At 40.8% G+C, this 26,930-nt stretch carries 22 protein-coding genes; 20 read left to right on the top strand and 2 right to left on the bottom strand.

The window, feature by feature from the left end:
- Nucleotides 1-176: 176 nt before the first annotated feature.
- The 5 genes from argH to oxyR all read left to right on the top strand — a co-directional run bounded on the left by argH (nucleotide 177) and on the right by oxyR (nucleotide 6,816).
- The gene (gene argH / locus HC725_RS07335) at nucleotides 177-2,051 is read left to right on the top strand and encodes an argininosuccinate lyase (RefSeq protein WP_190331175.1); all 1,875 of its coding nucleotides are present in this window, start codon (nucleotides 177-179) and stop codon (nucleotides 2,049-2,051) included.
- Between the two features lie 311 nt (nucleotides 2,052-2,362).
- Complete coding sequence (locus HC725_RS07330) at nucleotides 2,363-2,602, top strand: DUF1656 domain-containing protein (protein ID WP_190331174.1); 240 nt, start codon at nucleotides 2,363-2,365, stop codon at nucleotides 2,600-2,602.
- 15 nt (nucleotides 2,603-2,617) lie between these two features.
- Nucleotides 2,618-3,475 (top strand): efflux RND transporter periplasmic adaptor subunit, encoded by an 858-nt coding sequence (locus HC725_RS07325; RefSeq protein ID WP_190331173.1) that lies wholly within the window; start codon nucleotides 2,618-2,620, stop codon nucleotides 3,473-3,475.
- Between the two features lie 10 nt (nucleotides 3,476-3,485).
- Nucleotides 3,486-5,591 (top strand): FUSC family protein, encoded by a 2,106-nt coding sequence (locus HC725_RS07320; RefSeq protein WP_190331172.1) that lies wholly within the window; start codon nucleotides 3,486-3,488, stop codon nucleotides 5,589-5,591.
- A 340-nt stretch (nucleotides 5,592-5,931) separates the two neighbouring features.
- The gene (oxyR, locus tag HC725_RS07315; RefSeq protein ID WP_190331171.1) at nucleotides 5,932-6,816 is read left to right on the top strand and encodes a DNA-binding transcriptional regulator OxyR; all 885 of its coding nucleotides are present in this window, start codon (nucleotides 5,932-5,934) and stop codon (nucleotides 6,814-6,816) included.
- Between the two features lie 104 nt (nucleotides 6,817-6,920).
- Here the strand turns inward: oxyR and HC725_RS07310 are convergent, their stop codons facing one another.
- Entirely contained in the window at nucleotides 6,921-9,515 is a 2,595-nt protein-coding gene (locus HC725_RS07310; RefSeq protein ID WP_190331170.1) for a PBP1A family penicillin-binding protein, read from the bottom strand.
- Between the two features lie 144 nt (nucleotides 9,516-9,659).
- Here HC725_RS07310 and pilM point away from each other — a divergent pair, with 144 nt between their 5' ends.
- From pilM to HC725_RS07235, 15 genes are all read left to right on the top strand, one after another.
- On the top strand, nucleotides 9,660-10,694 hold the full coding sequence (pilM, locus tag HC725_RS07305; protein WP_190331169.1) for a type IV pilus assembly protein PilM: 1,035 nt from the start codon (nucleotides 9,660-9,662) through the stop codon (nucleotides 10,692-10,694).
- The gene (locus tag HC725_RS07300; RefSeq protein ID WP_190331168.1) at nucleotides 10,684-11,277 is read left to right on the top strand and encodes a PilN domain-containing protein; all 594 of its coding nucleotides are present in this window, start codon (nucleotides 10,684-10,686) and stop codon (nucleotides 11,275-11,277) included. Before pilM ends, HC725_RS07300 begins: the two co-directional genes overlap by 11 nt.
- Nucleotides 11,277-11,864, top strand: a complete 588-nt coding sequence (locus HC725_RS07295; RefSeq protein ID WP_190331167.1) for a type 4a pilus biogenesis protein PilO — start codon at nucleotides 11,277-11,279, stop codon at nucleotides 11,862-11,864. Before HC725_RS07300 ends, HC725_RS07295 begins: the two co-directional genes overlap by 1 nt.
- On the top strand, nucleotides 11,861-12,370 hold the full coding sequence (locus HC725_RS07290; RefSeq protein ID WP_190331166.1) for a pilus assembly protein PilP: 510 nt from the start codon (nucleotides 11,861-11,863) through the stop codon (nucleotides 12,368-12,370). Before HC725_RS07295 ends, HC725_RS07290 begins: the two co-directional genes overlap by 4 nt.
- A 54-nt stretch (nucleotides 12,371-12,424) precedes the next feature.
- On the top strand, nucleotides 12,425-14,221 hold the full coding sequence (locus HC725_RS07285; RefSeq protein ID WP_238928457.1) for a type IV pilus secretin PilQ: 1,797 nt from the start codon (nucleotides 12,425-12,427) through the stop codon (nucleotides 14,219-14,221).
- Nucleotides 14,222-14,511: 290 nt separating this feature from the next.
- Nucleotides 14,512-15,030, top strand: a complete 519-nt coding sequence (gene aroK / locus HC725_RS07280) for a shikimate kinase AroK (protein ID WP_190331164.1) — start codon at nucleotides 14,512-14,514, stop codon at nucleotides 15,028-15,030.
- A gap of 24 nt (nucleotides 15,031-15,054) precedes the next feature.
- Nucleotides 15,055-16,137: a 3-dehydroquinate synthase gene (gene aroB / locus HC725_RS07275; protein WP_190331163.1), complete on the top strand. Its 1,083-nt coding sequence runs from the start codon at nucleotides 15,055-15,057 to the stop codon at nucleotides 16,135-16,137.
- Nucleotides 16,138-16,298: 161 nt separating this feature from the next.
- Nucleotides 16,299-17,705, top strand: coding sequence for an AAA family ATPase (locus tag HC725_RS07270; protein ID WP_190331162.1), 1,407 nt, complete (start codon nucleotides 16,299-16,301; stop codon nucleotides 17,703-17,705).
- A gap of 96 nt (nucleotides 17,706-17,801) precedes the next feature.
- Nucleotides 17,802-18,635, top strand: coding sequence for a Dam family site-specific DNA-(adenine-N6)-methyltransferase (locus tag HC725_RS07265; RefSeq protein ID WP_190331161.1), 834 nt, complete (start codon nucleotides 17,802-17,804; stop codon nucleotides 18,633-18,635).
- Between the two features lie 132 nt (nucleotides 18,636-18,767).
- Nucleotides 18,768-19,439, top strand: a complete 672-nt coding sequence (gene rpe / locus HC725_RS07260; RefSeq protein ID WP_190331160.1) for a ribulose-phosphate 3-epimerase — start codon at nucleotides 18,768-18,770, stop codon at nucleotides 19,437-19,439.
- Between the two features lie 101 nt (nucleotides 19,440-19,540).
- Complete coding sequence (locus HC725_RS07255) at nucleotides 19,541-20,227, top strand: phosphoglycolate phosphatase (protein WP_190331159.1); 687 nt, start codon at nucleotides 19,541-19,543, stop codon at nucleotides 20,225-20,227.
- Between the two features lie 182 nt (nucleotides 20,228-20,409).
- A complete protein-coding gene (trpS, locus tag HC725_RS07250; RefSeq protein ID WP_190331158.1) occupies nucleotides 20,410-21,435 on the top strand; it encodes a tryptophan--tRNA ligase in 1,026 nt (341 codons plus the stop codon).
- 123 nt (nucleotides 21,436-21,558) lie between these two features.
- Nucleotides 21,559-22,137 (top strand): aminodeoxychorismate/anthranilate synthase component II, encoded by a 579-nt coding sequence (locus HC725_RS07245; protein WP_190331157.1) that lies wholly within the window; start codon nucleotides 21,559-21,561, stop codon nucleotides 22,135-22,137.
- Between the two features lie 205 nt (nucleotides 22,138-22,342).
- On the top strand, nucleotides 22,343-23,557 hold the full coding sequence (locus tag HC725_RS07240) for an aspartate aminotransferase family protein (RefSeq protein ID WP_190331156.1): 1,215 nt from the start codon (nucleotides 22,343-22,345) through the stop codon (nucleotides 23,555-23,557).
- Nucleotides 23,558-23,821: 264 nt separating this feature from the next.
- The gene (locus tag HC725_RS07235) at nucleotides 23,822-24,658 is read left to right on the top strand and encodes a DUF1338 domain-containing protein (RefSeq protein ID WP_190331155.1); all 837 of its coding nucleotides are present in this window, start codon (nucleotides 23,822-23,824) and stop codon (nucleotides 24,656-24,658) included.
- Nucleotides 24,659-24,774: 116 nt separating this feature from the next.
- On the opposite strand, the gene spoT is transcribed toward HC725_RS07235, so the two are convergent.
- Nucleotides 24,775-26,907, bottom strand: a complete 2,133-nt coding sequence (gene spoT / locus HC725_RS07230; protein ID WP_190331154.1) for a bifunctional GTP diphosphokinase/guanosine-3',5'-bis pyrophosphate 3'-pyrophosphohydrolase — start codon at nucleotides 26,905-26,907, stop codon at nucleotides 24,775-24,777.
- Nucleotides 26,908-26,930: the final 23 nt, after the last annotated feature.

Raw genomic sequence — 26,930 nt, 5'->3', positions numbered from 1 at the left:
GACGAAGAATAGCGGTGATAATAACTAAGAATATATACTCGAAGTAATTGGAGTTGCAGTGAGGCGGCAAGATCGTTCATCCCCATGAGCTTAGTTTACTAAGTGAGTGGGGTGGGCGAGCGTAGCCAACAAAGCTGCAGCTTCAAGTATGATGAAGATGAGCAGGAGAGACACCAATGGCATTATGGGGCGGAAGATTTACCCAAGCAGCAGACACTCGGTTTAAGCAATTTAATGATTCATTACGCTTTGACTACCGATTGGCTGAGCAAGATATTGTTGGGTCGATTGCATGGTCCAAATCTTTGCTTTCAGTCAATGTTATTACCGAGCAAGAACAACAGAAATTAGAATTAGCGCTGAACGAGTTAAAGTTAGCGGTAATGGAAAACCCAGAACAAATTCTACAATCGGATGCGGAAGATATTCACAGCTGGGTCGAAACTCAGCTAATTAACCGTGTTGGGGATTTAGGTAAAAAACTTCATACAGGCCGTTCTCGTAACGACCAAGTGGCGACGGATTTAAAGCTTTGGTGTCGTCAGCAAGGTCATCAATTATTAATGGCACTTGACCGTTTACAGACTCAAATGGTGTCGGTCGCGCGCGTGCATCAAGAAACCGTTCTTCCTGGTTATACTCATTTGCAACGTGCTCAACCTGTAACATTTGCGCATTGGTGTTTAGCGTATGTTGAAATGCTTGAGCGTGATTACTCTCGTTTATCCGATGCGATTAAACGCCTTGATACTTGTCCGTTAGGATCTGGCGCATTGGCTGGCACCGCTTATCCGATGGATCGTGAGCAACTTGCCCACAATCTTGGTTTTCGCCGCGCAACTCGTAACAGTTTAGATTCGGTTTCTGATCGCGACCATGTGATGGAATTGATGTCGATCGCCTCTATCTCCATGTTGCACCTTTCTCGTCTTGCAGAAGATATGATTTTCTACAATTCTGGAGAATCTGGTTTTATTGAATTAGCTGATACAGTTACATCTGGATCATCATTAATGCCACAAAAGAAAAATCCAGATGCACTAGAGCTGATCCGAGGCAAAACTGGTCGCGTTTATGGCTCACTAGCTGCCATGATGATGACAGTGAAAGCATTGCCATTAGCGTATAACAAAGATATGCAAGAAGATAAAGAGGGCTTATTTGATGCGCTCGATACTTGGAATGATTGCATGGAAATGGCGGCATTGTGTTTTGACGGTATTAAGGTTAATGGTGAACGTACATTAGAAGCCGCTAAACAAGGTTACGCCAACTCAACGGAATTGGCCGATTACTTAGTTGCCAAAGGCATTCCTTTCCGTGAAGCACACCATATTGTTGGGGTTGCGGTGGTTGGGGCGATAGCTAAAGGGTGTGCATTAGAAGAGTTGTCACTTGAAGAGTTAAAAGAATTTTCAGCTGTGATTGAAGATGATGTTTATGCCATTTTAACTATTGAGTCTTGTCTAGAGAAGCGCTCAGCCTTAGGTGGCGTATCACCAAAACAAGTCAACTATGCGGTTAATCAAGCGCAAAAACGTTTAGAAAAACGGGATACTTCAGGGGTGAAAGTTCGCCCTGCTCGTTTAACTGATATTGATGCACTAGAAGGCATGGTGGCTTACTGGGCTGGTCTTGGTGAAAATCTACCTCGTAGCCGAAATGAATTGATTCGAGACATTGGATCGTTCGCTGTCGCCGAGCATCAAGGGGAAGTGACGGGTTGTGCCTCACTTTATGTTTATGATTCAGGTTTAGCGGAAATTCGCTCACTTGGGATTGAGGCCGGTTGGCAAGGCCAAGGTCAAGGCGCCGCAATTATTCAACATTTGGTGTCTAAAGCGAAACAAATGGCAATCAAGAAGGTCTTTGTATTGACTCGTGTGCCTGAGTTTTTTATGAAGCAAGATTTTATTCCGACCTCAAAAACACTACTACCTGAAAAAGTATTAAAAGATTGTGACCAGTGCCCACGTCAACATGCGTGTGATGAAGTGGCATTAGAAGTTAATTTAAATGAGCAAGTTATTGCTCGTGTGAATGTTGCTTAATAGCGAGTTATGGTGGGCGTATGGGAAGATGGTTTAGTCATCACTACTAATCGAATCATGACGTTAAAAGCCTAAACTTTCATCTAAATGTGACGTATAATGACACCCAAGCTAATTTATTGGCTTGGGTGTTTTTATATCCCCCATTGATTATTCTACCTGTCGATAAGTTAGCGATCATTTTGTTACTTTACTGGCATCTAAAACGCTTAACGTTATTATCATAAAAGATATGCGCTTACGTCGCTTCGATAAGTGAAACGTTAGTGTATTCTATTTTATGCTGTGTGACTTTTTCAAAGGTGTACGATTTGAACCTTGATTTTCTTCATGTTGGCTTTCCGGTATCCGACTTAATTGTTGGTGCATCCTTGTATTTCCCTCCGATGTTTAAAGCTGTTTTACTCGGTGGTGTTTTATGGGGGGGCATACATCGATTGCTCAGAAACTGGATGTATTCAGGTGAGGTATGGCATCCAACATTAATGGATTTGTCATTGTTCGTGCTGTCTGTGTTTAGCGCTTTGTTATTAATTACAAGATTCTCTTGATACTAGGTGTCAGAAATGAAATTTAAAACCTTAAAATATTTTTCAACCTTGGTTGTTTTTGCTGTGGCAGTCAGTGCGGGTTGGTGGATGTGGAACTATTATATGCAGTCACCATGGACTCGTGATGGTAAAATTAGGGCCGATGTGGTTGATATCGCCGCGAGTGTCAATGGTGTCGTACAAACTCTTGATGTTGAAGATAATCAGTTTGTTAAAAAAGGCGACTTGCTGATGACCATCGATCCTGAACCTTTCCTGATTGAAATCAATGAATCGGAAGCGGCGATGGAGACGGCTCGAGTGATGGCTGAAAATGCACAGCGTGAATATGTTCGTCGTCGTAATATGAAAGCCAGCACTATCTCTAAAGAGGAGCTGGAATCATCTCAAAGTAATGCACAAGCAACGGCTGCACAATACAAGCAAGCACAAGCTGCTTTAGCAAAAGCCAACTGGAAACTGAGCCAAACAAAAGTTTACGCTCCCGTTGATGGATATATCAGTCACTTGAAAGTGCGTGAAGGCCGTTATGCGATACTTGGTATTGCTCTAATTGGCTTGATTGATGCTGACTCATTTTATGTGCAAGGTTATTTTGAAGAAACAAAACTAAAACATATTAAAGAAGGTAGCCAAGCCGATATCACGTTGTTTTCTTCGAATCAAAAATTAACGGGTGAAGTGAGCAGTATTGGCCGCGGTATTGTGGATCAAAGTGAAACAGAATCATCAGAGTTATTAGCCAATATCAAGCCTAATGTTCCTTGGGTTCAGCTAGCTCAGCGCGTTCCTGTTCGGATTAAACTGACTAATATGCCAAAAGATTTACGTCTTATTGCTGGCACAACATGCAGTATTTCTATCCACTATTAATGAGACAATTATGAGTTTTCATTGGTTAGAATGGTCAAATACCCCTTGGGGAAAAGCAACTTCTTTTCAGTGGCGCTATGCCATACGAAATGGATTAGCGTTAACCCTTTCTCTGTATGTGGCATTTTTACTTCAATTGGATGAGCCTTACTGGGCGCTAACTTCGGCAGCTGTCGTGAGTTTTCCTACTTTTGGTGGAGTGATCAGTAAAAGTCTAGGCCGCGTATTTGGCAGTTTGGTCGGTGCTTATGCGGCTTATCACATTGTCGGCTATACATTAAATGACCCTTGGTTATTGGTCTTTTATATGTCAGCTTGGATGGCGTTATGTACTTACGTTGCCAGTCATTATGAAAATAATGTGTCTTATGCATTTTCACTCGCAGGGTATACCGCAGCGATTATTGGTTATAGCTTAGTCAACACCACGGATACTCATCTGTTATTTGAAGTTACACAAGCACGAGTATGTGAAGTTATTGTTGGGATTTTATGTGGCGGGATCATGATGATGATTTTGCCAAGTACTTCTGATGGGGTGACTTTAATTAGTACGCTACGACAAATGCAAACTCAGTTACTTGATCATTTTGAATTATTATCTCATCCAGAAGCTTATCATCCTGATGTGGTAAACCCAGAAATGAACACTAAGATTCGCTTGTCACATGAACATGTGATTGGGAAAATTTTATCCATGAATTTACTGAGAATTCAGGCGTACTGGAGTCACTACCAACTTCGTTATCAAGATAGTTATTTAAACCATCTTCTTCAGCAACAACTACAAATGACCAGCCACATATCTGGCTTACGGCGTATGTTAGTTAACTGGCCTCATCCTCCTGAACATTTATCCACCGTGATACAAGACATATTGCAAGGCTTTAAACAAGGAGAGTTTGATCAATATAGCTTGTCGAAAAAACTGGCTGAAATAAAACCGATCGAAAATGCAGATTATCGTCATCATGCTTTTTGGTCCCGTTTAAATCAGTTCTGTAAGTTGTATTTACGCTCTTCAGAAACATTGCGCAGTATTGAAAATACCTCTCCAGGCCAACAACTAGCACTGGGGGTTATTCCTAGAACAAGCCGTGTTCGTCGCCATACCGATACAATAGAAGCGCTTTATAATGGTTTTAGAACCTTTATTTGCCTGTTTTTTTGCTGTGCTTTTTGGATAACATCGCAATGGGACATGGGAGCTGGAGCTGCTACATTAGCCGCGGTGAGTTGTATATTGAATGCCACGAGCCCTGCACCTTTTGTTGCAATTTCAACCATGTTTCGTTCGATTTTGCTACTTTGTGTTGCTATCTTTGTGGTGAAATTTGGTCTGATGATACAAATCAGTACCTTCACTCCTTTTGCCGTTTTGCTTTTTGTTGCCATTATGACAATGGAGCTTTTTAAGGTTCAATCGAAGAAAAACGCTGGCTTATGGGGAATATTGATCGTTTTCATGGGGACATTTCTGTCGCTAACGAATCCGCCAACGTATGATTATCAAAGCTTCATTAATACAAATATCAGTATGATTGTCGGGATCTTATTTTCAGCAGTGGCATTTAATATTTTTAGACCAAGCTCTGATCGCCGGAAAGGGTTGAGGATTGCTAAGGCCCTACGTCGAGACTTTCTGATGCAGCTAAAGCGTAAACCGATGATGGATAATTTTGAGTTTGAATCTTTGGTGTATAACCGAATTAACCGCTTAAGCCAAAGCAAGGATGAATACACTCGACTTGGCCTATTACGTTTAGGTGTGGTGACATTAAACTGCCATCTTATTGTGTGGCAATTTCGCAATTTGCACTCTAAAGAGGCGATTGAGGTTAGCCGAAATATTCAGGTTAACTTGCACAAGGTTATTGACTCGATCAAGATCAAGCAAGCTTGGTTTACCGCACATGACTGGCAATATCATTATTCACATGATGAAAATATACTTAATGAATCATTAGCGAATTTACTGGCCTTGAGCGAGTCGTTATCCAAGCAAAATCAAGTTGATCTGGCGGGAATTAGTTGGCGTTTGTATTGCTGCTTATTGCAATTAAAGCAAGTGGAGCTATCTCAAGATGGTAAACAATTTGATCTTCAAGTTGAGTAATATCTTATTGGTAAATGTATTTGAGCATTTTCGTTCTCGGTGTTACCCGTTAATGGCGGTGCTAATTGAAAGTTTGGTATGACTGTGAATACCAAACTTTCAATTAGTATAAAACCAATAAATCAACTTCATTGGCTTCAAGATCGTGCCATAATTCCCTCTCCATAAAGAGTAATATGGTCTTATTAGCATAAATTTCCAATCTGATTTTTTTAAAATTGGTAATCAATTTTTTCATCACACTTTCCTCTATTATTTTCAAATTATGCTATAAAAAAATTGATAGCTATAGTCATTTGGTGTTATCGTTTTGATAGTTTAAATCTATTAGGGAAGGCGCGTGAATATTCGAGACTTTGAATACTTAGTGGCATTGGCCGAACATAAACACTTTCGTAAAGCAGCAGAGGCTTGTTTTGTTAGCCAGCCAACCCTGAGCGGACAAATTCGCAAATTAGAAGATGAGCTTGGGACATCTTTACTTGAGCGTAGTAGCCGTAGAGTGCTTTTTACTGATTCAGGTCTGCAATTAGTTGCGCAAGCAAAACGTATTTTGAGTGAAGTGAAAACCTTTACAGATATGGCAAACTTGCAAGGTAAAGAGATGAGTGGGCCACTGCATATAGGCTTTATTCCAACGGTTGGACCTTATCTGTTACCTAAAATCATTTTACCGCTTAAACAAACTTTTCCTGATTTAGAGTTATTTTTACATGAAGCTCAGACCAATCAGTTGATCCGTCAGTTAGAAGAAGGACGGTTAGATTGTTTGATTTTGGCTTCGGTTGCAGAAACGGAACCCTTTATTGAACTGGATCTTTTTGAAGAACTATTAACGTTAGCGGTGCCTGAGACTCATGAATGGGCGAAGCTTGATCAAGTTGATTTACAGCAATTGAGTGGCAGAACGGTGTTGTCTTTAGGGGATGGGCACTGTTTGAGAGATCAGGCGCTGGGTTTTTGTTTTGCCGCTGGTGCGCGTGATGATGATCGCTTTAAAGCTACCAGTTTAGAGACACTGCGTAATATGGTTGCAGCAGGAGGTGGAATCACATTATTGCCTCAACTGGCCACCCCTGTTGAAAAAGTGAAAGATGGCGTGTGCTATTTACCTGCGGTGAACCCAACACCTTCACGACAACTGGTATTGGTTTATCGACCAGGTTCACCCTTGAAAATACGCTTTCAGCAATTGGCAACGTTTATTAGCCAACAGATGAGCTAATACCCGTTAATGAGTGAATTGGTATAAATAAAAAATGGCCTCTAATGATAGAGGCCATTTTATTAACAGTTATGCGATATTAACGAAAGTTGATATCTCCAAAATTAGAATAAGCTGTCGCCATCTTCATCTTCTGTATACAAGTTATTGGTTGCAGCATCTGGTTCATATTCTGTTGGTTGAGTTCCTACCGCAAAATATTCCCACATCGATGAATTATCATTTTTATGTGTTAATAAACCACTTTCACGGTCAATACGCACACGAATGATACCAGCAGGTAATTGCAGATCTTTTTCAGGTACATCTTTCAATGCAACCCTCATAAAATCGACCCATGCTGGTTGAGCGGTTGTACCGCCTGACTCACCACCATTGTATTGCTCTTTTCGTGTGAAGCTAGGATTCGCACCAGTGTAGCCAAGTGGTCGATTAGCTTGGTCAAACCCAACCCAAGTCGTCGCGACAATACCGGGGCCATAACCGTTATACCATGTATCAACCGAGTCATTGGTTGTACCGGTTTTGCCGCCGATATCACGGCGTTTGAGTGCCTGTCCACGCCAGCCAGTACCATTCCAACCTGTCTTATTACTCCATAATCCACCACCCCAAATATTGCTGTACATCATTTGACGCACTAGGAATGCCGTTTGTGGTGAAAGGATTTTTTCGGCGTAATTTGGTTCTTCTTGAGTACCTTCATTATCAATGGTGATTGGGTCGTGTGAGCAATCAGAGGTGCAAACACGAGTCGGATTGGCTCTGAATAGTAATTCGCCATAAGGATCATTAACATGATCAATATAGAACGGTTTTACATAGTAACCACCGTTGGCAAAAGCGGCGATACCTTGCGCCATTTTGATTGGAGTTAAGCTACCAGCACCAAGTGCTACTGTTTCTGAATGCGGCAGTTTTTCTGGATCAAAGCCAAAACGAGGTAAGTAATCCAGAACGTTGTCTAAGCCAACACGACGCAGCGTGCGAACAGCCATTACGTTTTTCGATTGCGCTAATCCACGACGAAGCATGGTTGGTCCTAAGTAAACAGGTGGAGAGTTTTTCGGTCTCCATGCTGTACCTTGTCCTTCATCCCACTGATTAATCGGTGCATCATTGACTAAGGTTGCAAGGGTCAATCCTTTATCAATAGCAGCTGAATAAATAAATGGCTTAATACTTGAACCGACCTGACGCTCTGCCATAGTGGCTCGGTCAAATTTACTGTGAGTGAAGTTAAAGCCACCGACTAAAGATAGAACCGCACCATCATTTGGGTTTAATGCTACAAAAGCTGTATTTACGATAGGAACTTGGCTAAGTTGCCACGTCATTACTGGCTGCGCATCTTTGGCGTCATCAGCAACTTTCGAGTTATCTGCAGTATCATCGTCAGTAGCTGTCGTATCATCTGAAGATTCGGTTGGTACCGCTACAGGTTCGTCATGCAACACTCCAAATGGACGGACCCAAATAGCTTGGCCTACCGCGAGAATATTTGATGCTCTCGAAGGTGGTGGACCTTGGTATTTATCGTTGTAATATTTACGCGCCCATTTTAGTCCATCCCACGGGATAGTTTGTGATCCGCGATGCTTGATGTAAACCGTTGCAGATTGGTTATCTATACTGGTTACGATAGCAGGGTGCACTAAACCAAAGGTTGGCTGTTTATTTAAATATGCATCCATTTCATCTTGAGATAGAGCAGGCTGATCTTTTTTCCATAATTCAGCAGTTGCACCACGATAACCATGTCTCTCGTCGTAATTAAATAAGTTACCAATTGCAGCTTCGTTGGCAGCTTCTTGTAAATCAGATTTAACGGTAGTGTAGATTTTCATACCAGAAGAATAAGCATCGTCACCATAGTTTTTTACTGCCCAAGAGCGAGCGAGTTCTGCAACGTACGGGGCATTTACTTCAATTTTTGCTCCGTGATACTTCCCGTCAATTGGTTCGGCATCGGCTTTATCAAATTCTGTTTTTGTGATGTATTTTTCTTCAAGCATACGAAGTAATACAACGTGTCGGCGTGTGGTAGCACGATCAATAGAATAAATCGGATTCATTGTTGAAGGCGCTTTTGGTAGGCCAGCAATAATGGCCATTTCTCCCAACGTGAGATCTTTAGGTTCTTTGCCAAAATACGTTAACGATGCGGCGCCAACCCCATAAGAGCGATAGCCTAAATAAATTTTATTGAGGTACAGCTCTAAAATTTCTTTTTTGTTTAATACTTGCTCAATATGAATGGCAATAAAGATCTCTTTAATTTTACGCATGATCTTTTTGTCATTAGACAGGAAAAAATTTCGAGCAAGCTGCTGAGTGATAGTACTTGCACCTTGTTTGGCATGGCCCGAAATAGCGACAACAAAGGCGGCTCGAGTGATACCGATTGGATCAATACCATAGTGAGAATAGAAGCGACTATCTTCTGTTGCGATGAAAGCTTCCCTCATTTTTACAGGGATATCATCGAGTTTTAGCGGTATGCGTCGTTTTTCACCAAACTGAGCAATCAGTTTGTCGTCTTGACTGAAAACTTGCATTGGAGTTTGTAGCTGCACGTCTTTTAACGTTGCGACATCTGGGAGCTGAGGTTTCAGGTAAAAATAAAACCCAAAAATCGTTGTCACTCCAAGAATAATGCAAATTAATGAAAATATAAGCAATGGCTTTATGAACTTCACCGGATATTCCCTGATTGTATGAGGATGTGTTGATATAAACACCTGTACAGTAGGCGCCATATTAGCATAACGCTAAATAAATTCGTTCTTAACTTTATTCCAATTTTTTTAAGAGTACGAATATTCTAGTTGGAGCCTAGGTAAATGGGTAAATCTGTTGTTACAGGCATAGACATTGGTCACCACAGTATTAAAGCTGTAGTGATGAAATCAGCCGGGGACCAGTTTGAACTGGTGAGTTATAAAGAAATACCAGTTACGGAGGCTATTTTTTCAGAAAACCATACCTTTAGTCATCAGAGTATTGTTAAAAAATTAAAAGAATTAAAAAAACACTTACCTTTGTTGTCTCGCCAAGTTTGTTTATCGCTTCCTGATAATGCTGTGATTAGTAAGGTTTTACATATTGATAGTGAATTAGAGGATAGAGATAAAGAATTCGCTATTTATCAAGTATTCGGCCAGCAATCTCCATTTCCGATAGAGGAACTAAGTTTAGATTATATTCAAGTGGATCAAGGCCCTCTAAAGCGTAATGCTACGGCAACATATCAAGTTTACGCAACTCGTAAAGAAGTGGTGGAAACGCGAATTGAAGCACTGAAAAAATCGGGATTAAAACCAGTTGTTTTTGATTTACAGGCTCATGGCTTATCGCGTGTGTGGCAATTAGCTTCTAAGCAATATGAAGACAAGCAATCTTGGTTATTAGTGGATATCGGGTTGACTCAAACCTCTCTCTGTATTCTTCCGCAAGGGCGCGCTGCCTATTACAAAGATTTGCCTTATGGTTTGAATAACACGGTTACTCAATCAACCTCTCTTGCTATGTCATCACAACCGGAAAACATAGCCACAGATATTGGCGATCATACTAATCAGTTTGTTATCGAGTTAGCTGAACGTTTAACTCGTCAAATCAGCTTATATGGTTCGGTAAATCAGCAGAAAAAAATCGAAGGTATTTGGTTAACTGGTGGTGGAGCCTGTATTTCTGGAATAGAGGATTCGTTGACGCAGCAATTACAGTTGCCAGTAGATGTATTAAATCCATTTCAGTTAGTTCAGCAGCATCAGAATAAAAATAAAGACATAGATGCAGAAGCTTGCATTTTTAGTGTTGCAACAGGTTTAGCCATTCGTGGTTTGCAGTGGCAAAGGAGGGGGAATGTTGCATGACATTAACCTCTTGCCGTGGCGAGAAGAGAAAAGGCAAGAATACAAGCAGCGTTTTTACGGCATGGTCGTTCTGGGTGTGCTGGTGGCGATTGGATTGCAGTGGTTTGGCAGTTTGTATATTGATCATCTCAAGACCCAGCAAAGGACTCGAAATCAACAATTACAAGCTTATGTTCAAGAGTTAGATAAGCAGTTGATCAATTTAAAAGCCATTGAAGCTAAGCATAAATCGATACTGACTCGTTTACGTTTGGTTGAGTCATTGCAAAACGAACGAAATAAGACCACTGACTTTATGAATCTCATGCCGGAGCTTGTTCCTGAAGGCGTTTATGTCGATAAGATGAAAATGAATGGACGAGACGTTGAAATTGGGGGAATAAGCGACAGTACAGCACGTTTGGCGACCATGTTGGATAACTTTGAAAATTCCGCTTGGCTGATGAATATAGAGATGCATTCGATAGTGTCTGGCAAGGTGGTTTTTGGCAAAAAATTCCAAACGTTTAAAGTGTCATTTCGATTTGAATCAAAGCCATTTGAAGTCGGTTTAGATAAATCTTCCTTGAAGGGAGTCAAGTAATGATTGATTTTAGTGATTTAGATTTTGAAGAAATGCCTGAATGGCCAGTACTCCCGCAAATCCTCATCATTGGAGCGTTAGTTGTTTTGTTGCAACTGTTTGGCGCGTGGTTCTATTTGATGCCTCAGCACGATGAACTGGAACAAATTCGACAACAAGAGGTGACATTAAAAAGCTCTATACGAATCAAAGCGATTAAAGTTGCAGCATTACCGCAGTTACAAGCCCAGTTGAGTGAATTAAATACTCGCTATGAGTTTTTACTTAAACAATTACCAGTTCAAAAAGAACTCGCGAGCATGCTGTCATCGGTGAATGATTTAGGGCTCAAAAATAGTTTGTCATTTACTCGTGTTGATTGGGGAGAGAAGCAAGTACAAGAGTTTTTGTATCGATTACCTCTCAATATTGAATTGACTGGAAATTACGACAATATCGGCCAGTTCTCAGAAGCCATTGCGAAGTTGCCACGGATTATCAGTTTGCATGATGTGGAATGGAATCGCGTAAGCCAAGAAAGTTCAACTTTGCACTTTAGAGTGAGGGCATACACCTATCAGTTTAAACCTGAGGAAACTAAGAAATGAGGTCATATTGGATCTTAATGGCTTCAACGTTATTAATTGGGTGTGAACAAGAAGGCAGCTCTATTCCTGCATTTATTTCTCAAGTTGAAAGTCAATCACGTAAAGAAATAGCGCAACTTACTCCTGAAGCCATTTTTAGTGCCGCTACTTATCACGCTCAAGTTGAACGCTCTCCTTTTGTCTTACCTGAAGTGGCTATGATTGCCAATCAACCTAGAGCGAAACAAGATTGTTGGCAACCCGGCTCTAGAAATAAAACCGGAGTATTGGAGGCTTTTTCATTAGATAAACTGCATCTACGTGGTGTGATGGGAAATAAAAATCATATTTCAGGTTTAATTCAAACGCCAGTTGGGAAGGTGGTTAAGGTTCAGCAGGGGGAATATGTGGGGTTAAACAACGGCCGGGTGGCAGAAGTGACCTCAAAATATATTTTAATTAAAGAAACCTTGCCTGATGGTTTGGGCTGTTGGATGCAGCGTAGTGTCAAGCTTGCGCTGAAATGATGATTTCAACCTATTAACAATTTATTGAGTACTTAAGCTATGTGTAAAGGATTAATGCGTACTGGTTTGGAGAAACCGTTTTTATTATTGAGTTGGGTTATTGCATGTTTATTCTTGGTTACCCAAACCGTTTCTGCTGCACCCAAACATGCTCCAGCATCTAATGTTGCCGATAGTCCCTCAGTAGATGCAGGGTTCAAAACTAAATTCGAAGGATTGGATTTTCGTTTAAATAAGCAAAAAGAAGCCGTGATTATTGTGAAGCTTTCCTCTTCTGCTTCTGCTGTGGATATTAAGAAAAATACCGAAGGTTTAGATATTGAATTACTTTATACCGCAGTTAAAGATGATGATCTTTATGTCATTGACGTAAAAGATTTTTCAACCGCAGTGAGCACTGTTGAGGTCTTTCGTAATGGTGACAATACTCGTCTACAAGCTTATGTCAGCGGTGAATTTACCTATGACTATCGTTTAAAAGGTAAACTCTTAGAAATCACGATCAGTGAAATACAACCGCCAGTGACAGGCAGTATTATAAAAAGCAAGAATGCTTTAGATGCCGATAACAAATTAATGTCGATTAATTTTCAAGATATCCCGGTTCGAAATGTATTACAGCTTATTGCAGATTATAACGGTTTCAATTTAGTGGTTTCGGATTCGGTTGCAGGCAACTTAACCTTGCGTCTAGATGGTGTACCTTGGCAACAAGTATTAGATATTATTTTACAAGTAAAAGGGCTCGATAAACGTGTAGAAGGGAATGTGGTATTAATTGCACCAAAGTCCGAATTAGATGAACAACAAAAGAAGCGTTTAGAGCAAGCTCGTTTAGAAGATGAGTTGGGCGATCTGACGTCTGAACTATTAAAAATTAGCTTTGCTAAAGCATCGGATATCGCGGATATGATTGGCGGAGAAGGTGAAGTCAGCATGTTATCGAGCCGCGGTAATATTACGGTTGATGAAAGAACTAACTCATTACTTATCCGAGACTTGTCATCGAATATTGATATCATCAAAGGCATTGTTGAAGCGCTTGATATCCCCGTAAAACAAGTGCAAATAGAAGCACGAATTGTGACGGTTAATGAAGGTAATTTACGTGACTTGGGGGTTCGTTGGGGCGTGGCAAGTACAAATGGTGACTTTTCAACTAGTGGTAGTCTTGAAAGTACGTCAGCACAAGCAGGGATCGCCGATGGTCGCAATGATATTGATTTTGCTGGCGGCGCTGATACCACGACCGGGTTGGATGACTTTTTAAATGTGAATTTAGCCGCGACCAGTGGTAATGCATCTAGCATTGCATTTCAGGTGGCAAAACTCGGTTCTGATACCTTGTTAGATTTGGAGCTGTCAGCGTTACAAAGCGAAAATAAAGCAGAAATCATTTCAAGTCCTCGTTTGATTACTACTAATAAACAACCAGCTTATATTGAACAAGGTACCGAAATTCCCTATTTAGAAGCCTCATCGAGTGGTGCGACTTCGGTGAGCTTTAAAAAGGCGGTGCTTAGCTTGAAAGTAACGCCACAAATCACACCCGATAATCGTTTAGTTTTAGATTTAAGTGTGACTCAAGATAGACCAGGAGCGGTAGTTAAAACAGGCGATGGAGAGGCGGTTGCAATTGATACACAACGTATTGGTACTCAAGTGTTAGTGAACAATGGTGAAACGGTGGTGTTAGGTGGGATTTATCAACACTCAGTACAAACGAGTGTCGATAAGGTTCCATTTTTAGGGGATATTCCATATTTAGGTGCTCTATTTCGCCGTAGTTATGAAAACTATGGTAAGAGTGAATTATTGATATTTGTAACCCCAAAAGTAGTCATACAGTAATTATACTCGTATTACTTGAAGTTGCAGCTTGTTGACTAAGTATAACGGAATACGAAAACCAATTATGAGTGCTACTTTGTCGATATATATCGATAAGGTGCGAAATAAATAAAATTAAAGTTGCATTAGTGGCACCATACTTAGATAATTTCAGGTCTGATCACGAATTATCTGTGAGGAATTTGGTGCCACAGTGATATCCAGTAGGGTCTCCCGACAATATTAGGGGGGTGTAGACTTGCGATATCGGATGGCAATGTCATTAAATTAACGTTGAATTACTGCTAAACATGGCCGAAAAACGCAATATTTTTCTTGTTGGCCCAATGGGTGCCGGCAAAAGTACAATTGGTAGATATCTAGCCCAGCAACTTCATATGGAGTTCCTAGATTCTGACACTGTTATTGAACAACGAACTGGTGCAGATATCAGTTGGGTATTTGATGTCGAGGGTGAAGCGGGTTTTCGTATCCGTGAAGAAGCCGTACTCGATGATCTGACTCAAGAACAAGGTATCGTACTGGCGACTGGTGGTGGATCAGTAATCAGTAAAGATAACCGTAATCGTTTATCTGCGCGTGGTGTTGTCATTTATCTTGAAACCACAATTGAAAAGCAATTAGCACGAACAAATCGTGATAAAAAGCGTCCATTACTTCAAACTGAACAACCACGTGAAGTATTAGAAGAGTTAGCTCAAGACCGCAATCCTCTTTATGAAGAAATTGCTGATTATACGATTCGTACTGACGACCAAAGTGCAAAAGTGGTCGCAAACCAAATCGTAAAAATGCTAGAAGAGAGTTAATCTTTTATCTAAGGAGACCCTACCATGGAACGGCTCAATGTAGAGCTCGGTGAGCGCAGCTATCCTATCTCGATTGGCGCTGGATTATTAAGCGATCCAGCGCTTTTCTCTTACTTAAAACCTAATCAAAAGGTAGTCGTGATCAGTAATGTCACGGTCGCTCCCTTATATGCCGATCTTTTAATTTCGACACTACAAACACTAGGTTGTCATGTTGATTTATTGTCTTTACCGGATGGTGAGCAATATAAAACGCTTGATACCTTTAATACAATTATGAGCTATTTACTGGAAGGTAATTATAGCCGTGATGTTGTGTTAGTAGCTTTGGGGGGCGGTGTTATTGGTGATTTGGTCGGGTTTGCTGCGGCATGCTATCAGCGTGGTGTTGATTTTATTCAAGTACCGACAACCTTGCTTTCTCAAGTCGATTCATCTGTTGGCGGGAAAACAGCGGTTAATCATCCACTTGGTAAAAATATGATAGGGGCCTTTTATCAGCCCAAATCTGTCATTATTGATACCAATTGTTTAGCATCTTTACCAGCAAGAGAATTTGCTGCAGGTATGGCGGAAGTGATCAAATACGGCATTATTATCGATGCGGATTTTTTTGATTGGCTTGAATCACATACCGATGCGTTGAATCAATTAGATGAAAATGCTTTGATTTATGCGATTGCTCGTTGTTGTCAAATAAAAGCCGATGTTGTGTCACAAGATGAAAAAGAGTCCGGCATACGAGCATTACTTAATCTTGGTCATACTTATGGTCATGCGATTGAAGCTGAAATGGGATATGGCAACTGGTTGCATGGAGAGGCGGTTTCCGCTGGAACCATGATGGCGGCTAAAACATCATTATTATGTAATTTCCTGAATGAACAGCAAGTCCAACGCATCGAAGATTTATTACTTAAAGCGAAGTTACCAATTCAAACACCAAGCTCTATGGTTTACGCTGATTTTATTAAACATATGATGCGAGATAAAAAAGTACTGGCGGGTCAATTAAGATTAATCCTTCCTACTGGAATTGGTAAAGCTGAAGTGGTGGGAGATACATCAACAGAGATTATTGCTAAGGCTATTGAGTTATGTCGTTAGAATACGGCGGCTAAAAGCTTTTGTAAGATATCTGCGAGATTATTAATTGTACTGCTTTAGTGTGTTGGTTTTTAAGCTTTACTGACATATTTAAAATATGTTTATGCTTTACTGTTAATTAAGAATAAATACTGAGCTGTATTACTGTGAGTGAGAGAACAATGGGTCATGATTTAGAATTAGAGTCACAAACGCAGTTATTAGGCGGATTACAGCTGTTCACTCAGTTTAGTTCTAATCTTATTTATGTCGAGGGTCATCCCGGTTCTGGTAAATCATGGCTAGCTCAGCGCTTTTTAAATACAGATAAAGAAATACAAACATTATCATTTTTGATGTGTTTACCTTCCCAGACGGCGGATCAGCAGCGTAGTGTGCTTATGGGGCAATTATTAGCGGATAGTTTCTGTATCGGTGATGAATCTTTAGCTCAAAGTTTAAAAATTTATCGAAAAGATCAGGAGTGCAGCGCGACTTTAATTGTTGATGATGCTGAATTATTAGCCAACGATTTATTACATGAATTATGCGAGCTAGTACTTGTCGCTCAGAGTAATCCATTGTGGCAAATCAATGTGATAGTGTTTGCTAAACCTAATTTTGTCGAGGCAGTGTTAGGTGATATCTCACCTATCCCAGAAATTAAATCACTCGTTATTTCTCCATTGACGGATGACGAAGCTCAGGTCTTTTTGGAAAAGCTGGTATTACGAAATACTAGGAAGGAAAAAGAGCGTTCTGCTGTTTATTTGGCTGCTGAGAAAATAGAAAATTGGCCTGCAGATTTACTCGCATTAACAGGTGAGCATCATCATTCCTCTCATTGGGTTCGCCGTATTTTAATCACGTTGATAGTTTTGTTGCTTGCAATGGGGGGTTGGTCATGGTGGACAAGTTATCAGTCTAGGGTTTCTGATGATAACAATGATGTCATGCTTGAATCTTCGGATCAGCAGTTGAGTTCTTTAGACCAGACCAAGCAGATAAAATCTACAACGGACACCGTTTCATCGGTGGATTCTTCTGGTTCTTCGACCGATTCCGCGTCTGAAAATGATGTTAAAGATCTCCCTCAGTCGGTCACTACTGAGACGATTAGCGTTGGTGATGAAGATGTTAATCAACAAAAACGAGTAACTATCCCTTCTAATGTTGTTGATGCTTTGGTGGATGGTGATAATTCTGTCGGTGACAATCAGGCAGTAGCCACGAGTGGTGGTTCATCAGAACCTACGCTGAACTCTTCACCGAAGAAGATAACCAAAGTTACTTTAGACTCAAAGGCATTACTTTCGATTTCAGAAGCTCGCTATACTTTGCAACTTGCTGCTTTTACCACACAAGAAGAAGTGGTTGGGTTTATTAATCAATTTGAACTGCAAGGCCAGGTACGAGTTTATCGTACTATCCGTAATCAAAAAGAATGGTTTATTGTCACGTATCAAGACTTTAACACAATTCAGCAAACTCGTGATGCAGCTCAGGATCTTCCACTTGATTTACAAAAAGAGTTACCGTGGCCAAAATCGATGGCACAAGTTCATCAAGAAATTAAACGAGTGAAATAACACTGAGTTAAAGGTCTAAATATGATACATTCCTCAACCCGTCAATATAGTCGACGGGTTGGTGGTCTTAATTGTAGTCGGTGAGTAGTTAAATTAATGAAAAAGCAACGAGCTTTCCTTAAATGGGCAGGCGGTAAATATGGTTTAATCGATGATATTCAACGTCAGCTACCTGAAGGTAGAAAATTGATTGAACCTTTTGTTGGCGCTGGTTCTGTCTTTTTAAATACCGACTATGATCAATATCTCTTAGCGGATATTAATCCCGATCTGATCAATCTCTATAATCTCTTGAAAGAAAAGCCTGATCTTTTTATTGAAGAAGCTCTGCGTTTTTTCACCCCTGAATATAACCAAAAAGAAGTGTATTTAGGTGTTCGTGCTGACTTTAATGCGACTCCTGATGATGTTCTTTTTCGTTCGGTAGCTTTCTTGTATATGAACCGTTTTGGTTTTAATGGCTTATGCCGTTACAACAAAAAAGGTGGGTTTAATGTGCCGTTTGGTTCATATAAAAAACCGTACTTTCCAGAAAAAGAACTGCTGCATTTTGCTGAAAAAGCCAAGAAAGCTACGTTTATTTGTGAGAGCTATCCACAGACCTTTGCCCGAGCGCGTAAGGGTTGTGTTATCTACTGCGATCCACCTTATGCGCCATTGGCTCAAGCAAGTAACTTCACCTCTTATGCTGGCAATGGTTTTTCGCTTGATGATCAAGCCGAACTTGCCAGTATTGCTGAGCACACTGCACTGCAACGTCATATTCCAGTCTTAATTTCAAATCATGATACTGCATTGACTCGTCGACTATATAAAGGCGCTAGTTTGAATGTGGTTCGAGTGAAGAGAACCATCAGCCGTAATGGTGCAGGTCGAAATAAAGTGGATGAATTGTTAGCGCTGTTTGAGCAGGCTAACGGTTTAGGTTGAACCTGCTCTAGCTCTCTTCTTCATTATCAAAATATCAAACATATTTGTATATAAACGTTTGCTTGGGTAGAATTGCGCCGAATTTATCATCTTGAATATAGCCCCAAACCTGAACTTTAAACGGAATTGACCATGAAAGATTTTTTGATCGCACCTTCGATTTTATCTGCTGACTTTGCTCGTTTGGGTGAAGATGTTGAAAAAGTACTCGCCGCGGGTGCGGATGTGGTGCATTTCGATGTAATGGATAACCATTATGTTCCAAACCTCACGTTTGGCGCGCCAATTTGTAAAGCATTGCGTGATTATGGTATTACCGCCCCAATTGATGTTCATTTGATGGTAAAACCGGTGGATGCCATCGTACCTGAGTTTGCTAAAGCTGGTGCAACCATGATCACTTTCCACGTAGAGGCAACGGAGCACCTTGACCGTACACTGCAATTGATCAAGGAAAATGGTTGCCAAGCGGGTGTAGTGTTTAATCCAGCGACCCCTCTTCATCACCTTGATTACATCATGGATAAAATTGATATGATTTTATTGATGTCGGTGAATCCAGGTTTTGGCGGCCAATCTTTCATTCCTGCTACGCTTGATAAGTTACGTGAAGTGCGTAAGCGTATCGATGAGAGTGGTTATGATATTCGTTTAGAAATTGATGGTGGCGTAAAAGTAGATAATATCCGTGAAATCGCAGAAGCGGGCGCGGATATGTTTGTTGCAGGGTCTGCTATTTTCAATCAACCAGACTATAAGTTAGTGGTTGACCAAATGCGCGACGAGTTAGCGAAAGCTAAATAACGGGTAATAGAATAATCCCACTCTTTAAGTGGTCGATATACACAGAGGCTTGAGCTAAACTCAAGCCTCTTTTTTCGTTTATGCAGTCGATGGGCAGGAATATGGCATTACAAGACATTCAATTAATCGCATTTGATTTAGATGGTACGTTATTAGATAGCGTTCCTGACTTGGCACTTGCAGCAGATCAAGCAACGCAAAGTCTTAATTACCCAGCTGTGAGCGAAGAGCAAGTTCGAGACTGGGTCGGAAATGGAGCGGATATTTTAATTGGTCGCGCACTTAGTCAATCTATGACGGTTGATGACTCGTTGTCTTCTGAGTTATTACAACAAGCGCGTGTTCGCTTTGATGAGTTTTACCATCAAAGTGGTCACAAACTCAGTCATTTATATAGTGATGTAGTCACCACTTTAGATACATTGCATAACGCTGGATTTAAAATGGCGATTGTCACCAATAAGCCTTCTGCGTTTGTGCCAGATATTTTAAAGCAGCATAATATCGAACACTATTTTATCGATGTGATTGGTGGTGATACTTTGCCATTAAAAAAACCAGATCCAATGGCATTAAATTGGCTGCTTGAAAAACACAATATACAAGCGACTCAAATGTTGATGGTCGGAGATTCGAAAAACGATATTTTAGCCGCGAAAAATGCAGACTGCCATTCTTTTGGTCTCACTTATGGGTATAACCATGGTGAGCCAATCTCAGACTCTAAACCTGATTTTATTGCCGACAATATTAGTGAGTTACTCACTGTTGTTGGAATCCCAGTATAAATTTGATTTCAATGTGAGATCGGAAGATAAAGCGCTAGCCAAATCGGCGTGGATCAGTAAACTGAAATGCTCAAACATAGAATGATGTTTGGGCATTGTTTTTAATTAACCACCTCATTTTTAATCCTATAACTCATTTTAGCGATCGCCAAAGTGGGGTATTACACGTAAGGAAAAGTAGCATGAGCAAACCCATCGTATTAAGTGGTGTTCAACCATCAGGTGAACTGAGTATTGGTAACTACTTGGGTGCTCTACGTCAATGGCAACAAATGCAAGATGATTATGACTGCCAATATTGTGTAGTCGACCTGCATGCGATCACGGTTCGTCAAGATCCGAAAGCGCTGCATGAAGCAACGTTAGATGCGTTAGCCATTTGTCTTGCTGTTGGTGTTGATCCTAAGAAGAGCACGTTATTTGTTCAGTCACACGTACCGGAACATGCTCAACTAGGTTGGCTTTTAAACTGCTATACCCAGATGGGCGAACTGAATCGTATGACTCAGTTTAAGGATAAATCACAACGGTATGCCAATGATGTTAATGCTGGGTTATTTGCTTATCCAGTTTTGATGGCTGCAGATATTTTACTTTATGGTGCGAATCAAGTGCCAGTGGGTAACGACCAAAAACAGCATCTTGAATTGGCGCGTGATATAGCTAATCGCTTTAATAACGTTTATAGCCCTGAATCGCCAATCTTCCAAATCCCAGAACCGTACATTCCAACCGTGAATGCGCGAGTGATGAGCTTGCAAGATGCGACTAAAAAAATGTCGAAGTCGGATGATAATCGTAAAAATGTTATTACCTTGCTTGAAGATCCAAAATCGATTCTGAAAAAAATTAATAAAGCGCAAACGGATGCAGAAATGCCACCACGTATTGCTCACGATGTTGAGAATAAAGCCGGTATTTCCAATTTAATGGGTTTGTATTCAGCCGCGACAGGTAAAACTTACTCTGAAATTGAAGCACAATACGCAGGCGTGGAAATGTACGGTCCATTCAAGAAAGATGTCGGTGAAGCTCTGGTGACAATGCTTGAGCCTATTCAAGCTGAATATCATCGTATTCGTGCTGATCGCGCTTATATGGATGAAGTGATGAAAGTCGGTGCTGAAAAAGCCTCTGAACGAGCTTCAATCATGCTTAAACAAGCGTATAAAGCCGTTGGTTTTGTCCCTCGTGCTTCTTGGTTATAAAAGTTTCATACTGTAAATTACGGCTTTAAGTTCGCTTTTAATTGACTATCTATTTAAACCGCCAGACGTTAAAATCTGGCGGTTTTTCTTTTCTGTCTTAATCTATAACTGCTAGAGAGCGTTATGCTGCTGATCATCGACAATTACGATTCATTTACTTATAACCTTTACCAATACTTCTGCGAGTTAGGTTGCGAGGTAAAAGTGGTGCGTAATGACGAAATTGATATTGCAGGTATTGAAGAGTTAAATCCCACCCATTTGGTTATTTCTCCCGGTCCCTGTACGCCCAATGAAGCTGGGATCTCTTTAGAGGCCATCGCTCACTTCGCAGGTCAACTACCAATTTTAGGCGTTTGTCTTGGTCACCAAGCGATTGCACAAGCTTTTGGTGGGGAAGTCGTGCGAGCAAGGAAAATCATGCATGGAAAAACATCACCGATTATTCATACTGGAAAAAGTGTATTTAAAGGGTTAAATAATCCATTAACAGTGACGCGTTACCATTCTTTAGTGGTGAAAACCGATAGCTTGCCAGAGTGTTTCGAGCTAACTGCTTGGACAACATTAGCTAATGGCGAGCTAGATGAAATCATGGGCTATCAACATAAAACCCTAGCGATTGATGCAGTACAATTTCATCCAGAATCGATTAAAACCGAACAAGGCCATCATATCCTCGCCAATTTCCTTGCCCGATAACTGCTTTTATTTTTATCAATTCAGTACCAATATTTAAATCTATATTCCAATCTAATATTTAAGTACTCAATAGAATAATTAATCATATTTTTAACATAAATAATCATTGATTGTCGGTGGTGATTTGGTTAACTTATATCCTAAGTAATAATTTTAGCGCTTGGCAGAAATAAGCGAGTATGGCTACGTGATTAAGGAGATAGATATGTCGAGCAGTGAACAAGCACAACGCAATTGGTTTGAAGAGGTTATGGTACCTTGTTATAGCCCTATGGATATGATCCCTGTACGTGGTGAGGGCTCAAAACTTTGGGATCAAAATGATCAAGAGTATATCGACTTTGCGGGTGGTATTGCGGTGAGCTGTCTTGGGCATTGTCACCCTATTATGGTAGAGGCATTAACCGAACAAGCCAATAAACTTTGGCATTTAAGTAATGTGATGACCAATGAACCAGCACTACGCCTAGCGAAAAAATTGACCGAAGTAAGCTTTGCTGAAAAAGTCTTCTTTGCTAACTCTGGCGCTGAAGCGAATGAAGCGGCATTAAAATTGGCACGTCGTTGGGCTGTTGATGTTCATGGCGAAGATAAAAGTGAGATTATTGCCTTTAATCAAGGCTTTCATGGTCGTACCTTTTTTACGGTAACCGTTGGTGGGCAAGCGTCGTATTCCGATGGTTTTGGACCTAAGCCAGGAAATATTAAACATATCTCATATGATGATATTGAAGCGTTAAAAGCGGCGATTTCCGATAAAACGTGCGCGATCATGATCGAACCACTTCAAGGTGAAGGTGGAGTGATCTCTCCGGATCCTGATTTCCTTCAAGCGGTGCGCGATCTTTGCGATCAGCACCAAGCATTATTGATCTTTGATGAGGTGCAGACGGGTAATGGTCGTACTGGGGATTTTTATGCGTACCAAGGATTGGGTGTTACACCGGATATTTTAACCACCGCAAAATCGCTAGGTGGCGGTTTTCCGATTGGCGCTATGCTCACAACAGCAACCTTGGCTCAACATATGAAAGTCGGGGTTCATGGCTCAACTTATGGCGGCAACCCATTAGCGTGTGCGGTAGCAGAGGCGGTGGTGAGCTTTATACAACAAGATGAAGTGCTAACGGGTGTTAAACAAAGAGAGCAATGGCTTAAACAAGGTTTGTCTGCACTCAATGATAAGCATAATATTTTTAGTGATATTCGTGGTAAAGGTTTGCTGATTGGCGCTGAGTTGAATGAAAAGTGGCAAGGAAGATCGCGTGATATTCTGCTTGCTGCAGGTGAGCATGGTTTATTGTTATTGGTTGCGGGTGCAAATGTGGTGCGTTTTACACCATCACTTGTGATCTCTCAGCAAGAGATAGAACAAGGATTAGAAAAGCTCGATCAAGCGATTTATTCACTGATTAAATAAATGGAAGCTATCAAATGATTGACCGATTGATGCATCCTTTGTAAGGATACTATTTGGCCACTAGCAATAAATCCTCTTTATTAACATTAGGATAATAACTTTTTATCCTAATGTTTTTTCAATTTCTAGACTCAATACTCAAAGCATTTTTCTACTCTGAACTACACTTAAGATTATTAACGGATACTTCCAATATTTGAGATGATAAGTCTCAGATATTCACGGTATAAATTTAATGTTCTTACAGGAATAGTAGGAGTTTACATGTCTGCTGTAGAATCTTTATTTGAGCACTTTTGGCAAGATTACACCGAACGTTTGTGTCCTTCCGCTTTAAAGGTGAAAAGCCTATTGAGTGCAAAGAAAGTATTGAGTAAAGAGGCACCATTAATCAATGACCATATTGCATTACGTACTTTTTCTGGGGATAAACTAGGTTTAGATAAACTGGCTCAGCACTTTATTGCTTTGGGTTATGAACAGAAAGGAGAGTATCACTTTACCGATAAGAAGCTCTACGCGCACCATTATCAGCACTCCGATCCTAAGCTACCGAAAGTGTTTATTAGTGAGCTATTGCTTGATCAATGTTCGGATACGCTTAATCAGATAGTGTCAAATCTTATCCATGATTTACCAATGCAATATACTGACAAGGCTGAATTTTTATATCAAGGTAGACCTTGGCGGATCACGACTGAGCAATATCAAGAACTTGCTAAAGAAAGTGAGTATGCCGCTTGGGTGGCAGCTCATGGTTTTGGAGCCAATCATTTCACCGTGAGTGTTAATGATTTAGCGGGGTTTTCTGGCTTGGAGCCAATGAGTGACTTTTTAGTGTGGCATAGCTTTGTGATGAATGCTGCTGGCGGAGTGATTAAAGGTTCTCCAGAGGTAGGGTTAGAGCAATCTTCAACCATGGCTGATTTGGTTGAGGTTGAATTCATTGATGGTCGATTGACTATTCCGGCGGGTTTTTATGAATTCTCTCAACGCTATCCAGCTGATGGAATGAAGGAGGGTGAATTATATCAAGGGTTTGTCACCGCTTCTGCAGATAAGATCTTTGAGAGCACGAATACTGTGGCGCATGAATCGTGATTGGGTATAAATTCTAAATAGAAAGGTTTGGAATCAAAGTATCTAAGTACTCACTTTCTAATCAAGAATAGTGAGTACTTTATATTGAGATGAGAATATCTTAAACATATGTCGAACTAGTTACGAGAACGACGCACTTTCAGAGTATGCGGCATAACGCGGATACGTTTCATTATACTGGCTAAGTGCACACGATCTTTAGTGGTGAGCAACAAAGTCACGGTATAGAGACGACCATCTTTTTCTTCTGTTGTGATGCCATGGATATTTGATCCTGTCGATGACACTACGTTGGTCAGACTTGCTAAAGCCCCTTGGCTATTTTGCATATCAACACTGATTTCAGAGATAAATTCTTGATCAAAATCTTTTGACCATTCCACGCTCATATAACGATCGGGTTCTTTTTGATAACCACGAACGTTTGGACAGGTTTCACGGTGAACGACTAAACCCCGACCTGGTGAAACATGGGCAATAATATCGTCGCCGGGAATTGGGTGGCAGCATTTCGCGTAAGTGAGCAAAATACCTTCCGCGCCACGAATAGCCAATTTATTGTTGATGGTCGGATTACCGTTTTTGTCGAACGTTTTTACTTCGGTCAATTCGTCAGCATCGCCTAATAAACGACGGGCAATTACGACACTCATTAACTCGCCTAAACCAATGTCTGCCAATAAGTCAGTCACCGATTCTAATCGGAGATCCGATAACACATGAGTAATATTCTCTGGTGTTATATCAGCAATCGAGAACTCGCCTAAAGCGTGATTTAATAAACGACGACCTAGCGCAATTGACTCTTCACGACGCATGGTTTTTAGCACTTGGCGGATTTTAGTACGAGCACGTGAGGTGACGACATAATTGAGCCATGCAGCATTCGGACGAGCGCCGGGAGCACTAATGATTTCGATAGTCTGACCATTCTTGAGATCTTTACTTAATGGGTAAGGATTACGGTCAACACGAGCGCCAACACAAGTATTCCCAACATCAGTATGAACGGCGTAAGCAAAATCGACTGCGGTTGCACCAGCAGGTAATTCGACAATACGACCTTTTGGTGTAAAGACGAAAATTTCATCTGGGAACAAGTCAGATTTTACGTTTTCAATAAATTCGAATGAATTACCCGCACTTTGCTGTAATTCAAGTAGGCTTTGCATCCAACGTTGCGCTTTGATTTGCGCGGTGGTGCCAGAGCTTTCACCATTGGCTTTATAAGACCAGTGCGCTGCCACACCTTTGTCTGCCATTTGGTCCATATCTTCGGTACGAATTTGTACTTCAACCGGTACGCCATGTGGCCCAACCATTGAGGTATGTAAGGATTGATATCCATTCGCTTTCGGTACCGCGATATAATCTTTCATCTTACTCGGGCGAGGTTTGTACAGGTTGTGTACTTGACCTAAAACTCGATAGCAAGTGTCGGGTGTATCCACAATCACACGAAAAGCGTAGATGTCCATAATGGTATGGAATCGCTGTTCTTTAGTGCGCATTTTATTGTAGATAGAATAGAGGTTTTTTTCGCGACCCAATACTCGAAACTGTAAGCCAAAATCTTCAAGGCGGCCTTCAATTTCACTGTGGATTCGTTGGATCATTTCTTTACGGTTACCACGAGCCGCTTTCACAACTTCGCGCAGTACACGATAACGATTAGGGTATAAGGCTTCAAAACCGAGCTCTTCCAGTTCGATTTTAATGTTATGAATACCTAAACGGTGGGCAAGTGGAGAGAATATTTCTAACGTTTCACGAGCAATACGGCGACGCTTATCAGGACGAAGGGCCCCTAATGTGCGCATATTGTGAGTACGGTCGGCAAGCTTAATTAAGATCACGCGAATGTCTTGCACCATGGCTAAGATCATTTTACGAAAGTTTTCAGCTTGTGCTTCTTTTCGGTCGCGGAATTTTAGTTTATCGAGCTTGGAAACCCCATCAACTAATTCCGCTACCGTTTCACCAAACTGGGCGGCGAGATCTTCTTTTGAAATCTCAGTATCTTCAATTACATCATGCAGCAAGGCTGCCATTAGTGTTTCGTCATCAAGGTGCATTTCTGCCAAGATGCGAGCCACCGCAACAGGGTGAATTATATAAGGTTCACCACTGGAACGGAATTGGCCTTCGTGAGCATTTTTTGCCACGATATAAGCATCATACAAAGTCTCTAATTGAGGCTCTGTTAAATACTCTTGGGCTACGACTTTTAAACTTTCAAATAGATGCAATGTGATACGCCCAGACTGTCGAA

It is taken from the genome of Vibrio sp. S17_S38, assembly GCF_014694375.1.
Taxonomy (GTDB): domain Bacteria; phylum Pseudomonadota; class Gammaproteobacteria; order Enterobacterales; family Vibrionaceae; genus Vibrio.
This window is presented reverse-complemented; position numbering and strand designations above follow the sequence as displayed.